At 39.1% G+C, this 14,376-nt stretch carries 18 protein-coding genes and 1 other RNA gene; 15 read left to right on the top strand and 4 right to left on the bottom strand.

The window, feature by feature from the left end; all coding sequences use genetic code 11:
* Positions 1 to 63 precede the first annotated feature (63 nt).
* Positions 64 to 1,893, top strand: a complete 1,830-nt coding sequence (gene recQ / locus M301_RS05850; RefSeq protein ID WP_013147844.1) for a DNA helicase RecQ — start codon at positions 64 to 66, stop codon at positions 1,891 to 1,893.
* A 48-nt stretch (positions 1,894 to 1,941) separates the two neighbouring features.
* On the opposite strand, the gene M301_RS05855 is transcribed toward recQ, so the two are convergent.
* On the bottom strand, positions 1,942 to 2,871 hold the full coding sequence (locus M301_RS05855; RefSeq protein WP_013147845.1) for a sensor domain-containing diguanylate cyclase: 930 nt from the start codon (positions 2,869 to 2,871) through the stop codon (positions 1,942 to 1,944).
* Positions 2,872 to 3,052: 181 nt separating this feature from the next.
* Between M301_RS05855 and ssrA the strand changes: the two genes are divergently transcribed.
* The 12 genes from ssrA to M301_RS14580 all read left to right on the top strand — a co-directional run bounded on the left by ssrA (position 3,053) and on the right by M301_RS14580 (position 10,188).
* Positions 3,053 to 3,419, top strand: a transfer-messenger RNA (tmRNA) gene (gene ssrA / locus M301_RS14400).
* A 184-nt stretch (positions 3,420 to 3,603) separates the two neighbouring features.
* Positions 3,604 to 4,830, top strand: coding sequence for a tyrosine-type recombinase/integrase (locus M301_RS05860; RefSeq protein WP_013147846.1), 1,227 nt, complete (start codon positions 3,604 to 3,606; stop codon positions 4,828 to 4,830).
* Positions 4,831 to 4,919: 89 nt separating this feature from the next.
* Positions 4,920 to 5,747, top strand: coding sequence for a hypothetical protein (locus M301_RS05865; protein WP_013147847.1), 828 nt, complete (start codon positions 4,920 to 4,922; stop codon positions 5,745 to 5,747).
* A 180-nt stretch (positions 5,748 to 5,927) separates the two neighbouring features.
* Positions 5,928 to 6,170: a helix-turn-helix transcriptional regulator gene (locus tag M301_RS05870; protein ID WP_013147848.1), complete on the top strand. Its 243-nt coding sequence runs from the start codon at positions 5,928 to 5,930 to the stop codon at positions 6,168 to 6,170.
* A 2-nt stretch (positions 6,171 to 6,172) separates the two neighbouring features.
* A complete protein-coding gene (locus M301_RS14195; protein WP_013147849.1) occupies positions 6,173 to 6,526 on the top strand; it encodes a helix-turn-helix domain-containing protein in 354 nt (117 codons plus the stop codon).
* A complete protein-coding gene (locus tag M301_RS14575; protein WP_013147850.1) occupies positions 6,523 to 6,666 on the top strand; it encodes a hypothetical protein in 144 nt (47 codons plus the stop codon). The genes M301_RS14195 and M301_RS14575 overlap by 4 nt, the downstream gene beginning before the upstream one ends.
* A gap of 3 nt (positions 6,667 to 6,669) precedes the next feature.
* Entirely contained in the window at positions 6,670 to 7,323 is a 654-nt protein-coding gene (locus M301_RS14200) for a hypothetical protein (RefSeq protein WP_013147851.1), read from the top strand.
* A gap of 11 nt (positions 7,324 to 7,334) precedes the next feature.
* Entirely contained in the window at positions 7,335 to 7,940 is a 606-nt protein-coding gene (locus M301_RS05885) for a hypothetical protein (RefSeq protein WP_013147852.1), read from the top strand.
* A gap of 220 nt (positions 7,941 to 8,160) precedes the next feature.
* On the top strand, positions 8,161 to 8,541 hold the full coding sequence (locus M301_RS05890; RefSeq protein WP_013147853.1) for a DUF4149 domain-containing protein: 381 nt from the start codon (positions 8,161 to 8,163) through the stop codon (positions 8,539 to 8,541).
* A 213-nt stretch (positions 8,542 to 8,754) separates the two neighbouring features.
* A complete protein-coding gene (locus tag M301_RS05895; protein ID WP_238524671.1) occupies positions 8,755 to 9,297 on the top strand; it encodes a GAF domain-containing protein in 543 nt (180 codons plus the stop codon).
* A gap of 12 nt (positions 9,298 to 9,309) precedes the next feature.
* On the top strand, positions 9,310 to 9,708 hold the full coding sequence (locus tag M301_RS05900) for a DNA-binding transcriptional response regulator (protein ID WP_013147855.1): 399 nt from the start codon (positions 9,310 to 9,312) through the stop codon (positions 9,706 to 9,708).
* A 324-nt stretch (positions 9,709 to 10,032) separates the two neighbouring features.
* Positions 10,033 to 10,188: a hypothetical protein gene (locus M301_RS14580; protein ID WP_013147856.1), complete on the top strand. Its 156-nt coding sequence runs from the start codon at positions 10,033 to 10,035 to the stop codon at positions 10,186 to 10,188.
* Positions 10,189 to 10,533: 345 nt separating this feature from the next.
* Here the strand turns inward: M301_RS14580 and M301_RS05905 are convergent, their stop codons facing one another.
* Positions 10,534 to 10,923, bottom strand: coding sequence for a hypothetical protein (locus M301_RS05905; RefSeq protein ID WP_013147857.1), 390 nt, complete (start codon positions 10,921 to 10,923; stop codon positions 10,534 to 10,536).
* A 587-nt stretch (positions 10,924 to 11,510) separates the two neighbouring features.
* Here M301_RS05905 and M301_RS05910 point away from each other — a divergent pair.
* Positions 11,511 to 11,693 (top strand): hypothetical protein, encoded by a 183-nt coding sequence (locus M301_RS05910; RefSeq protein ID WP_013147858.1) that lies wholly within the window; start codon positions 11,511 to 11,513, stop codon positions 11,691 to 11,693.
* A gap of 492 nt (positions 11,694 to 12,185) precedes the next feature.
* Here M301_RS05910 and M301_RS05915 read toward each other — a convergent pair whose 3' ends face one another.
* Positions 12,186 to 12,902, bottom strand: coding sequence for a nitroreductase family protein (locus M301_RS05915; protein ID WP_238524672.1), 717 nt, complete (start codon positions 12,900 to 12,902; stop codon positions 12,186 to 12,188).
* 93 nt (positions 12,903 to 12,995) lie between these two features.
* Between M301_RS05915 and M301_RS05920 the strand changes: the two genes are divergently transcribed.
* Positions 12,996 to 13,610, top strand: a complete 615-nt coding sequence (locus M301_RS05920) for a TetR/AcrR family transcriptional regulator (RefSeq protein WP_013147860.1) — start codon at positions 12,996 to 12,998, stop codon at positions 13,608 to 13,610.
* A gap of 94 nt (positions 13,611 to 13,704) precedes the next feature.
* On the opposite strand, the gene M301_RS05925 is transcribed toward M301_RS05920, so the two are convergent.
* The gene (locus M301_RS05925) at positions 13,705 to 13,908 is read right to left on the bottom strand and encodes a hypothetical protein (RefSeq protein ID WP_013147861.1); all 204 of its coding nucleotides are present in this window, start codon (positions 13,906 to 13,908) and stop codon (positions 13,705 to 13,707) included.
* Positions 13,909 to 14,376 lie beyond the last annotated feature (468 nt).

Here is a 14,376-nt window from a genome sequence, read left to right on the forward strand (position 1 = left end):
TTGGATGTAAGATAGACATAATAGACCGCAAATGTGAATCCTGCGCGGTGTACAATACCGCCCATGTCAAATATCCCCCCATTACAAACCCTACACGACGTTTTCGGCTATTCCACTTTTCGCGGTGAGCAGCAGGCTATTGTTGAACATGTTACCGCTGGTGGCGATGCGTTAGTATTGATGCCAACTGGCGGTGGCAAGTCTTTGTGTTATCAGTTGCCAGCTTTGTTGCGCGAGGGTGTTGGTATTGTGGTCTCGCCCCTTATTGCACTGATGCAAGACCAAGTGGATGCGCTTAAGCAACTGGGTGTGCGAGCGGCGTTTTTGAACTCTAGCCAAGATGCCGATGAGGCACGTGAAATCACCGCACAGTTGATGCGTGGGCATTTACAGATTGTGTATGTGGCGCCCGAACGTTTACTGATGAGCAGTTTTTTATCATTACTTGACGAAATAGAAGAGGGCGCTGGCATTGCGCTTTTTGCCATTGACGAGGCGCACTGCGTTTCGCAATGGGGGCACGATTTCCGTCCTGAATATCGCAAGCTTACTGTGTTACATGAGCGCTTTCCGCATGTGCCGCGTATAGCACTCACCGCCACGGCTGACGCGCCGACACGCGCTGAAATCGTTGAACGGCTAAAACTTGAAGAGGCGCGCCAGTTTGTTTCTAGTTTCGATCGTCCAAACATTAAATACCGCGTCACACAGAAAGCCAATGCGCGTCAGCAATTAGAGGCTTTTTTAGATAGCGAACATGCGAATGATGCGGGCATTATCTATTGCTTAAGTCGTAAAAAAGTAGAAGAAACCGCCGAATGGCTAAAATCACGCGGTTGGGATGCATTGCCTTACCATGCGGGTTTGGATGCTAGTGTACGTAACCAAAATCAGCGTCGATTTCTACGTGAAGAGGGCGTGATAATGGTCGCTACTGTGGCGTTCGGCATGGGTATAGACAAGCCCAATGTACGCTTTGTGGCACATTTAGATTTACCCAAAAGTATGGAAGGCTACTACCAAGAAACTGGCCGGGCGGGGCGTGATGACTTGCCTGCTAACGCTTGGATGACTTATGGTCTGGGCGATGTGGTCAGCATGCGCAAGATGTTAGATTCAGGCGATGCGCCAGAAGAACGCAAAGCAGTCGAGCGACAAAAGTTAGATGCTTTGCTAGGTTTCTGTGAGTCCACCAGCTGCCGCCATCAAACCTTGTTGCGTTATTTTGGCGAAACCCACCCAGGCAATTGCGAGCAATGCGATAATTGCTTAAGTCCGGTCGATACTTGGGATGCCACACAAGCCTCGCGGATGGCGCTTTCATGCGTATATCGCACAGGGCAGCGCTTTGGTGTCGTGCATTTAATCGATGTTTTATTGGGCAAAAATACGCCAAAGATTCAGCAATTCAATCACCACAGTTTAAGCACATTCGGCATAGGTAAAGGCTTAACGCAGTCACAATGGAGCAGTGTTTACCGTCAGTTAGTCGCAGGCGGTTATTTAGAAAGTGATATTGAAGCTTATGGCGGCTTGAAGTTAGCAGAATCTGCAAAGCCTGTACTAAAAGGTGAGGCAGAGGTGTGGTTGCGGCAAGATGTAGAGGTAGTTGCCATTCGTAAAGTCAGCAAGGCAGAACGTGGTAGCCGTGCCAAAGAAGGCTACGAAGAAGTGGCTGATGACCCGCTATGGCACGCACTCAAAGCCAAGCGTATGGAACTCGCCAAAGAACAAGGCGTGCCGCCTTATGTGATCTTCCACGACAGCACGTTGCTAGAAATACTCAATCAAAAACCGGGCAGCCTTACTGAAATGAGCCAAATCACAGGTGTGGGACAAGCCAAGCTTGAGCGATATGGCGATGCGTTTTTAGAAGTGCTGGAAGATAGATAACATATTGAGCGTAAACGAATTTACTAACTCGCTCGCGATACTTTAGCTTTAACAATACTCAATACAATTACGGCCATTTTTCTTTGCTTGATACAGCATTTTATCTGCAGTTGCAAAAAGCAATGATTGCTCAGTATCTGTCGTAGGGGTTATTGTACTTACTCCAACACTCACTGTAACCACATCGCTAACGCTAGACATAGCATGCTCAATTTGCTGCGCAATTACTATGTTACGGCATCTCTCAGCTATTTCTAGCGCCGCTGTGGCAGTTGTATTGGGTAGTAGAATCACAAACTCCTCACCGCCATAACGGGCAACAAGATCCGTAACCCGCATGGGTGCCTGAGAAAGCGCATGCGCCACTTTGACTAAGCAGTCATCACCCTGTAAATGTCCGTAATAATCGTTATATGGTTTAAAGCAATCAATATCTGCAATGATTAATGAGATAGGCTGTTGGTTACGACGGGCATGTTGCCATTCTGTAGTAAGCGTTTGATCAAATGATCGACGATTTGCAATGCTGGTTAAGCCATCTTGAAATGAGAGTTGCTCCAGTTTTTTATTGAGGATAATCAGCTTATCCTCCATTATTTTTCGTTCTGAAATGTCAAATATAAAGCCTACAAGCTCTGTAGTAACGCCATTCTTTCTGACGACGTGCACGACATCTCTTACCCACACGTAACCTCCATCAGCTTTTAGCGCACGATAATCAGCTTCATGGTCAGCGCCTTCCTCAGATTGTGAAATGCAGAAGTTCGCAGTTTTCTCTCGATCTTCAGCATGTATTCGGTCTATCCAATCACCAGCATGCAACCAGCTTGATTGTGTCCAACCCAACAGCTCTTCAATCTGCGGCCCTATATAAGTAAATTGCTTGGTTGCCCAATCCAGTTTCCACGGAATAGCTTTGGTTGACTCCAATAGCGCCTTATATTTAATTTGCTCGTCATTATCAACAACATCGGTCATGCAAGATTCCTTTTATACGAACTAACGCTTACTTAAAAACTTTCTGTAACCCATATTATATAAGTTAGATTCTAAAACCCAATGTGCGTAATGCAACATAAGCGCGTATAATTCGTTCTGTAGCGAAACTTAATCAAGTAGAACTTACATTAGGTTTTGTTAGTCATAGTAAGACTGATTTGGGGCTGACCAGGTTTCGACGTGGGTTACAAAGCAGTGCAGGGCATACCGAGGCTCAGATTACCTCGTAAATACAGCTGAAACAAGTATAGTCGCAAACGACGAAACTTACTCTCTAGCAGCTTAGTTCTGTTGGACGCTACACCAGCTCTCCCGTGGGTTGGATTGGGGTAACCCATACGTAGTGTCATATACACGGGATACGTGTTGTGTTGGGTTACTTAGCACCGCATTAACCTTAAGGTAACTCGCGTGCAAACTGCTTGTCTGTTGGTGTGTTGCACGTTAAATTAAACAACAAGGCTAAGTATGTAGAACTGTCTGTGGAGGATTTGCGGACGCGGGTTCGATTCCCGCCAGCTCCACCATTTTAGTGTTTCATAAAGCATCAATCGGTATCAAAAGCCTAGTAAATTCAACCTTCTAGGCTTTTTTTACGCCTATTGCCAGTGCATAGCGTATCTTTACATATCAAATTTTTGAGGGTACAGTTTGCGGGTACGTGATGTTTTTATAAAAACGTACCCTCAAAACTGATTAAAGGTTGCTGCCATGCCGAAGCTAGCCGTACGCTTAACTGATATAAAAGTTAAAACTGCAAAGCCAAAAGAAAAGCCCTATAAATTAGCGGCTGGGCGCGGCTTACATTTACTCGTTAAAACTGATGGCTCAAAACACTGGCAGTTTAGATTTAGGTTTGACGGTAAAGAAAACACGCTAGCAATCGGACGTTATCCTGAAGTTTCACTAGCCAATGCAGAAAAGAAAGCCACTAGCTCGCTAGAGTTATTAGCCGAAGGCATTAACCCTAGTGAAAACAAAAAGGCTGCTAAGGCTTCTAAAACGGGTGCGCTTGCTAATAGTTTTGAAGTGCTAGCGCGTGAATGGGCGATTAGTTATTTCACCAATAAATCAGCTTCACACAAAGAGCGTACTGTTAGACGTTTAGAAAGCTATATATTCCCGTGGCTAGGTAATAAGCCAATATCTGAAATTACCGCACCACAGATTTTAGAAGTGATTAAGCGTATCGAGAACCTGAATAAACTTGAAACCGCCCATCGAACAATGCAAGCCGCTAGCCAAATATTTCGCCATGCAGTTCAAACGGGCAGGGCATTGCGTGACCCTACGATAGATTTAAGAGGTGCGTTACCTGCCCCAGTAGTTAAACATATGGCAGCGTTTACCGAACCTAAAGAGATTGCCGAACTATTACGTGCAATAGATGGCTTTACAGGCAGTTTCACAGTGCAATGCGCGCTTAGGTTATCCCCTTTAGTGTTTACACGCCCTAGCGAGTTACGCATGGCTAAATGGGCAGATATAGACTTAGAGGCTAACGAGTGGCGTTATCTAGTAACTAAAACAAAAACCATGCACTTAGTACCATTATCAAAACAAGCCGCTAAATTGTTTACTGATTTAAAAGCAGTATCAGGGCATGGCGAATATGTTTTTCAGAATGGGCATGACCCTAAAAAGCCAATGAGTCCAGCTGCCATAAATGCAGCATTAAAACGCATGGGTTATGATACTCAAAAAGACATTACCGCCCACGGTTTTAGAGCGATGGCGCGTACTATATTGCATGAAAGATTAAACATTGACCCTTACATCATTGAACACCAGTTAGCGCACAAAGTACCCGATGCACTAGGGGCAGCCTATAACCGCACTAAGTTTATTGAGCAACGAACGGCGATGATGCAAGCATGGGCAGATTATTTAGATGAACTCAAAGCAGGTGCAAAGGTAATACCGTTAAAACAGGCGTAACAGTTTAGCCACACCTAGCCCGACGGGGCGAACCTCGCAACCCTAAGCGAATGGTGTGGCTTCTTAATTTAGGGGCGTAAAGGGGCGTTATGGGAAAAAAATATTATGACTCGTTAGAGGTAATTGAAAATTACGGACTTTTATCATTACCAATAAATGAGTTTTCAATGCTCTTAGCTATAGACCTGCTATCACAAAGAGTTATCGAAATTCCTAATGCAGAAAAATTACTAGAGTTAGAGTATGAAGAAAAAGACCATTACAAGCCCTTGATTGATGCATTACAAACGAAAATTAAAGATATAGAAATTAAGATAACGAACTCAATAGAGAAGGGTGAGATTAAGGCGCTTTTTATTTCACGTAACTTTCATACAGAACAAATTGACACTACAAATACTTTAATTAAATTTGATGAATTTGATAAGTTTTTGGAAATATATGGGCTAGATCAGTACATTATTTGGCATGAAGATGAGAGTCAATTAGGTGCGCGGTTTGAGAGAGAAACCGATATTGCTTATGAAGCTGTAGAGTTAATAAGATTAAAAAAAAGATACATTGATACAGTGATCGACCAAGCTGAAATAGAAAAGCTTAGACAAAAAGTTATTGATGAGCCTGATACGATAACTAAACTTATTCAGGAGAATTTATATTTTAATTCCCAAAAATATTTGGGTGAGGAAAAATCTGTTGAGTCATCTAAACCACTTATTGCTATCAGGGAGAGAGAAACGTTATTAATTATCATTTCAGCATTAGCTAAAGAAGCAGGTATAGATATAAATAAAATTTCAAAAGCTGGTGTTGTAATTGAAAGCTTGACACAACAATTAGGTTCTACTGTGAGTGCGACAACGATTGAACGGCATTTAAAACAAATTCCACAAGCCCTAGAAAACCGCACCAAATAACAAACCATTCGCCCACGGGCTATTTGACCTTGCCCACGGGCGTTATAGAAAATCTGAATTATTAAGATGTGACCTGTTACTTACAACAACAGGAAAATACGTCATGAATCTATTTACTATCCCATGGATTGATTTATCCATGTTTAATATATGTATCACTTTATTTAGGAGTGATACAAAATGAAATTAAAATCAGAGCTTATTCAATCAATCCCCGAAGCCCTCGCAAACTTCGACCAACTCCCCGATAGCGCATATATACGTTTACCCGTAATGAAAGGTTTATACGGTGTATCGAGCGCGTCAATATGGCGAGGTGTTAAAAACTTAACCATACCTAAACCAAGCAAGCTAACTGAACGCACAACCGCGTGGAATGTTGGACAAGTTCGCGCTGCACTCGCAGCAAAGGCAGGTGTTTAATCATGGACAACAATGAGAACACCAAAAACAAAGGGGCAGCCACGCCAGCGACCACCCCAAAAACCAAAACAACTAAACGCAATTTTAAAGACAATAGCGCGACTAATCAATGTTTAAAAATATTAGATTGGCTCTTTGAAAAAGGCAACATTACCACCACGCAAGCCCGTCAACATTTAGATGTGATGTCACCCGCTGCTAGGATATTGCAACTTAAAAAAGATGGGTATCAAATAGTCAGGATTAACGACACTTGGACAAGCGACCACGGCATTAATCACAAGGGGGTGGCGCGTTATGTACTAACGCAAAAAGAGCCTATAGAACCTAATAACGAAAGCATGGTGCAATCATGACCTATGCCATGTTGTTTGATAGAGCTTACGGGCTTTGTGTGAAGTTTAACAGCCATGCAATTGCTCATGATCTAGCTTATATGACAGAAAGCGAACTGGCAGGCGTGATTATGTTTTTCAGCCAGTGGCAAGGTAGTTAAACAATGGCGCGTAAAAACAAACAAGCAAGGCTAGAAAGCATATCAGGTGGTTATGGCGCAATCCCCTGGACTGTATTGGATAGCGTTAGCTTTAAGGGTGCAAGTGATAAGGCTAAAGCTTTATTGTTTGCACTGATGCGCCAACATACTGGCAATAACAATGGGCGTTTGCACCTTGCTAAAAAGTGGCTGTATAACCAAGGCTGGACTTGCCACGAAAATAACAGCAAAGCCCGTAATGAGCTAATCGAGCGCGGCTTAATTGTGCAAACTAAATGGGGTGGCTTAAATATGGGTGCAGATCTATTTGCACTGACTTGGTATGACATTACCAACTTTGTAGGCTTAGACATTACCGCTAAAGGCTATTCACGTGGTGCTTATCTACTTTGTAACCTCACACCAACGCCAAGACGTAAACCACCCGTTATAAAACAAAATGCGCTTACCGATGACCGTACCAGTCCAGTGCCGACCACCGTACTAGCCAAGCAATCCACTGGTACGACTACCGTACCGAAAACAGCACTTTTAGACCACTTCACTGGTACGACTACCGAGAACAATGTATTTATACCATTACATACTGTTAATTCTGTTAAGCGTATTGTTGGAGTGAAAGCTAAAAGCGGCATTAGAAAACAACCATTATCTTAAGGAGGTAAATAATGACGACTAAAAAGAAAACACCACTAACAAAGAATGACAAAATATCTGAAAGCGAAAGTTACGCAAAAATAAGTTTATCAGCTTCTTATATGGGGGCAATATTAGCAGATAGCTTTACTAGCACCATATTACCCAAAGCTGAAATGGCAGAGGTTGTGGGTGCGTTAAGTGACAAAATAACCACTATTCAAGACGGTGATATGAAACCGATTGAAGCCATGCTCATTAGCCAAGCTCAAGCCCTGCAAACTATGTTTGTAACACTAGGGCGCATGGCAGCGAGTAAAACAAGTTTGCCACAATACACCGCGTTTATGAATATGGCATTGAAAGCACAAAGCCAAAGCAGAGCGACCATACAAGCTTTGGTTGAGCTTAAATATCCCAAGCAAGCAACCTTTGTAAAGCAAGCCAATATCGCTAATGGACATCAACAAGTGAACAACGGCAGTTTAGATACCAATACGCGCGCACACGCGCACGTGAAAGAAAATCAAAATCAACCAAACAAACTATTGGAGGCACAAGCAAATGAATGGCTGGACAACGGAAAGACGACAACGCCAAGCACAACTAATCAGGCAATGGCAACCGTGGAAACATAGCACAGGGGCACGAACGGCAGAAGGTAAGGCAAAGGTGTCGCGCAATGCTTACAAAGGTGGGGAGCGGTTGCAAATAAAAATAATTAATCTAATGTTGCGCGATGCAAGGCGGTTACTTCTAAGCATTTAAAAACCAAAACTCCCTGCAATGTTGATGAACTAAATAATCATTCATATGACATAAAGAATGTGATATTTGAACCTATATTGAAAGTTTTATATGTTATCTAGTTTTCTGATTGCAGGTGTAATTGGTGTGATGATTTTCTTTAGTATTGCTGTAGCACCAAGTATTTTCAAATTATTACCACAAGAGTGGGCAAGCGTTTATGTGCGTTCTTTTTTTCCTAAATACTATGCAGTTTTGGGCATTACATGTTTGGTAGCTGCATTACTTGGTGATCTGCCAGCTATTAAACATACGGCCTTCACTTGTGCGGCATTATTTGCACTTTCTTTATTTGTATTAACACCTCAAGTTAATTCAGCTAAAGACAAAAATCAACGCAAGAAATTTGGTATTTACCATGGGTTAAGTGTGGGGATTAATTTGGGGCAACTTACATTATTAATTTATGCACTATATAAAACGATGACTTAATATTGCTTAAATTTTTATTGCTAATGAAGGCTTATTTCACAATTTAAATAAGTAAACCATAGTCTATGCGATGGATATTCTGCTGAGAGTTTTAGTCTAGATAAAATGGTTATAGTGGTGGATCATATAACTTTAAGCTTAATTAACTAGTAGCTTGAATTAAATTATATTGAATATTAACCGTTAATAAATTGATACGCTAAAATTAAAAAATTGATATTAATTATTTCTGAAAAATCATTCACTATGATCTCACCTCCCAAACCAAGAAATGAAAATGAGCGATTAGACGCTCTTAGAAACTTGCTTATTCTTGATACTCCTCCTGAGGAGCGCTTTGATCGCATAACCCAATTTGCTAGTTTTGAGTTTGATGTGCCTATCGTGCTTATTACACTTGTGGATGAGGAAAGACAGTGGTTTAAGTCAGCGTTTGGGCTTGATGTATGCAGTACTTCACGAGACATCTCTTTTTGTGGACATGCTATTTTACAAGAAGAGATTTTGATTGTAGAAGATGCAACTAAAGATGAGCGTTTTTTTGATAACCCATTAGTCATAGGTGATCCGCATATTCGTTTTTATGCTGGGGCGCAATTAATACTACCAACGGGTCAAACTATTGGTACGTTATGCTTAATTGATAGTAAGCCAAGAGTTTTTGATAAAACCGATTTGTTAATTTTCTCAACACTTCGGAATATGGTTGCTTCTGAGTTGGTTGATAATTCAGACAAAACTTACAAGCATTTATAAGATTTATAAATAATGTCGATAGAAAATAATAAAAACTTTGGTTTGGTGCCTTCAGTACTTATTTGTGACAGTCACTATATGACTAGAAGTAGTTTTGCACTGTTGGCTAAAGAGATAGGAAGCTGTGAGGTTGTAGAAGCTTCAGACATAAAAACTGCAAAAATTAAGTGTGAGGGCGTTTCATTTGATTTGATATTACTGGGTATAGATGAGGGTAATGAGGAAATATCATTAATAAAATTGATTAGAGATAACCATTTATTACCGCAAAAAGATGTGCCTATTATTGTGATGTTAAAAGAGATTACTTTAGAAAAATTAACTGAATTAAAGTCCTTAAATGTTGCAGAAATCATTTTGAAGCCCACTCGTATGAAAACCATTTACGACACATTTTTGCGTTATCTTTAAACCCACATAAAGATTTTAAAGATAAAACGCTATATAGCATTTAGATGCTTAAATTAACAAACGCTATCCTGTGTATAGCGTTTCTTTTTCTCTACCGTTAAATACAGTTCAATACGGTGCAAGTTTTTAATGATCAAAGTGAACGGCTAAAGCTATATTTGACAAGGGTGTCACGGCTTAGTGAATGGGGTAAATAGCGTATTTTTTTCTAAATTAAGAGCAATATAATAGTGTAATAAATAATACGAACCTGAACTCAGTATGACGGTAAAACGCAAGTGATTGTTTTAAAGCTTTTTTCAAGCTATTTGAAAGGGCATGAAAATGACCGAAAAAGTGAGTATGATTGAATTGGAATATCTTAAAAATGCCTTAATTGAAGCATCAAAGATTTTTGAGGATATAGATGATGAGGATAGCTTAAACAAGCTGATAGCTGCTCAAGATGCCTATTTTAAATATTTAGAAACACATGATTAATCGCTATTTATTAATACCCTACCCCAAGTTTGAACGGGTTGATTATGGTGAGTTGAACTTGATAAAATTTGAGATTAAATCAAACTATATGTTGAAAAATGTTGAGTATTGTTAAGGTTTGATCATCAAGAAATTAGAGAAATATAATACTTATCCAGCTATCTAATCCATTGTTAAGTATATTAAAAATTAACTTTAAAATACAGCGGCTTGTTTGATGATCACATCGGTATAGGTCAGCTATAAATTAACAAATAAATACAATGGATTAAGTGTTGACTTGACTGCAATAATTAATATTAAAATACAATGAGTTATATATATGTTACTTGATGTATTTACTAGTTATTCAATTGCTTTGTTTAATAAGATGCAATTAGTACATTTTTGACTCTGAATTATGCTAATTACTTTACATGTTTCAATTGCTTTTACATAAAGTTCACTATATTCATTTCTGAACTTTATATCATTTTCATATAGGTAAGCAATAATTTTATGCTGCAAACATTTATCTGAAGATGTATCGTTGATTTCGTTAAATTTCACCTCATAGCCAATATTATTTTCGTGCGTATATTGGGGTTGTTCGGGATAGCAAACATCTCTAGCAAAATTCATAAAGTGTTCTACGTGATGTATTACTTCACCATCTAAAGCAATAACCCAATTGAAATGTTTATCAGGAGCAGCAAGTTGAACAGTAAAATGAGGTTTGTTAGTAGAATTATTCATGTTACTTACTCCATTTATAATTTCGTTACTACTTTTAACTATACCCCTAATAAATATGTATGATTATTTATATTTATTGAAACTATTTGACTGATTTGGTTTATATTCATACCATAGAAGGGTGTCAAGCCTTTAGAATTTACTTAAAGGTTAACTATCAAATAATCATTAACATCAATGACTTGCAAGCTAATACAATCATATGAGTTAATATCGGATTGTTTAATAAATTCAGTTAGTTAGCTATGATGAAATGGGTTGATTATTCATTTTATTTTGCTAGTGGCTATTCTCTAAAATTGAGAAATTTAGAGGGTAGGGAACTATAAGATTACTACAAGCTTTAACGAGAAGATTAGGTGCGGGGTTGGAGTTGATAAAACTTATTATTAAATCAAATTGAATATTGAAAATATGTTAAATATTGTTAAGTTTATGTTATCAATAAAATAGTGAAATATAATACCTGCATAGTGATCTAACCTATTGGTAAGGGTGATTTGTGCTGGTAAAAGTACACATTGGTAATTAATCAAACTTATTCTTAAACATTAAATTGTTACATTTAATTTAGCAGAGAGTAAGTTATGGACTCGCATTTGTTTTCTACTGAAGAGCAGTTGGCTTTATTAAAAAAAGATTATCTTGAGGCATATGCTGCTTTCAAGTCCAATCATTCACCTGAGACATTAGATAGATTAGATGTTGCCAAAGATGCCTACTTATTGAAATTAAATCCAATGGTTATTATCTCAAATGGAGATTCTTAAATAAGTTATTTTCATTCAGAATCAGTGATAATAACCCCAGAAACAGGTTGTTGATGGCATGGGGCAGATAAGATAAAAGTCAAAGTGTTTCGTTTATGGTAACTAGTGGCAATCAATCGGCTTTATACATACCCACAAAAATCTTAGACTAAATAACCTCAGAAACAGGTAATTAAGAAAATAAATTTGAATAATTTACCGACTCATAAAAGGTAAATTCTCGACTAGGTAAAAATGCAATCATAGGACTCTGTAAAAACGCTGTATTCATTTTATTGGGTACGTTTGAGGGTACACGCTATTTTTTAAATATTTAAAATGGCGTATATAATGGGTTACGTAGATTTGTTGGATTGACGCCAGCCCATTTTAGTGTTTCATAAAGCATCAATCGGTATCAAAAGCCTAGTAAATTCAACCTTCTAGGCTTTTTTTACGCCTATTACTCTATAAAAAGCCATTAGTTTTAGGTCGTGATAGGCTAATGCAAATTTAGTGGGTGATTAAAGCATCTGATAATTTACGACGCCATTGCGTTTCAACTCTAGCATCAGGGGCGCGATAGCCAAGTGCGATGACGATTGGAATAACTGTTCCTCTTGGGAGTTTTAACAGCTTAACCACTTCTTGTGCAGAAAAGCCCTCCATTGGACATGAGTCTACTCCTTTTGATGCGGCTGCCAGCATGATGGTTTGCGCTGCAAATGTTGCATTACGTGCAGCCCAATTCCGGCTCCCAATACTTCCTATTGGGAGCAAAGATAAGCTTGGTCGAATAAGCGATGCAATATAGATAAACGGCATCCATAATGCAGAAGAACCTATACCCAGAACTTTGCTAAACATGCCCGTTTGCTTAAGGTAGTAGGCTTTCGATTTTGACTCAAGTGAAGTCGATGCTTCGACATAAGCAAGTTGTTCTGCCGCAGTGTGTTTGGCTATAGCTGAGCTGGCTGAGATAACTATGATTTCTGCGGCTGTAGATGCGGCTTGCTGACCATGGCAGGCTTTTGCAATCTCAGCCTTCAGATTGGCATTGCGGATCCAATGTAATTGATACGGTTGTAAATTTCCGCTGGAAGGTGCGAGCATTGCTTCAGCCAGTAGCTCACGAATGTCTTCTTCATGGATTGGTGTGGCATTAAATTTTCTAATCGCTCTGCGATGGCGATTAATGGATTGGAAAGTTGCCCAATTATTTTGGGTCATTTGCGTCGTCATAGCTAAGTCTCTTGTGTTTGAATGAGCAAAAATAGTAAGCTATTGCTTTAATTTTTAATACTCACATTTTAAAAGCACATTATGGCTAAACTAAAACTCACCGCAAAGCCAAGAAAAAGCCCAGTTCAGGACCGATCACGCGCTACTGTGGATGCAATAATGCAAGCTGCTACTTACATTTTGAACGAGGATGGCTGGGGCGGACTGAATACCAATGCGATTGCGGAACGTGCAGGAGTAAATATTGCCTCGCTCTATCAGTTTTTTCCTAACAAGCAAGCTGTGATTGCAGAGCTGCAGCGTAGGCATGCTACATCCATCCACGAAGACTTGCAGGATGCTTTGCAAAGCGTAAGCAAACAACCAACATTAAGAGCTGCTATCACCGTCATTGTTGAAATGGTTGTAAAGGAACATAGAGGTGCCCCTGAAGTGCATAAAGCCATCTCGGAAGAGTTGCCGTTATCACAACGTTGCATTCAAGATGGACAAGGCGAGCTACTTAAGCGCATGTTAAGTGCATTGCAACCATTTATGAAAAATGTACCTGACCCTAAGCTAGCAATTTATATGGTTGGCATCAGCATGCAAGCAATCGTTCATCAGGTGACAAATCAAAGGCCAGAATTGCTTAATCACACGAGTTTAGTGGATGAGTTGGTAATACTAATTGAGCGGTTTTTGATCCGTGATTAAAGATGATTTTTCTGAATAATATTGAGTGAGGACAGCACTATAAAGTAGTGGAGTTCATGACTGAGTTGCTCAGAAGCTAAATGAGGTTGAGTCTTTAACTTGAGTAGAGATCTGGCTGAAGTGGACTGGCTTTCTTTCTTTCTTCCTCATTGATGAATTTTATGTAATCGCTGTAGCTCATATGAACCAAATCTTCGTCAGTTTCTGGTTCTACATCATGTTTATCGACAGGAATTGGTTGATTTCTTCCGAGTAAGTTAGATATTTTATAAAAATATGAATCGAAGAGGTCTTTCATTTTGCTGTCCTTGTTTAAATTTAATTTAGCTTTAAACAACTATCAGCAAAAGATATGCCAATTAATTATTGGCGAGTTTAGTTTTAATTAAGTGTATGAATATATAGAGTTTACTTGTTAATTTTTAATTGGCGACAAGTTGATTTTTTAAATTAACTGAGATTGTAAATTAATGTTATTGGCGATTTGTGAACACTACTGTGGATATTATTTACAGTGATAATGATAGGTTTATACGTAGTGAATGGGGAAAAAAACCGAAGCTATAGTTGGGGAAATATAGCCTCGGGATTAAAGACACTTAACTATGGGAGATAGTGTGTGATAACTAATGTACCTCATGAATATTTCAAGTAAGTTAAAGATTTAAGAAAGTTTGAAGATCAGGTAATGCAGAGTTGATATCAATTTAAGTTGATACATGACTATGTTTTTGATTAACATGTGTTTTTAGCCTTAAAGACACAA

This window comes from Methylotenera versatilis 301 (assembly GCF_000093025.1).
In the GTDB taxonomy this organism is placed as follows: domain Bacteria; phylum Pseudomonadota; class Gammaproteobacteria; order Burkholderiales; family Methylophilaceae; genus Methylotenera; species Methylotenera versatilis.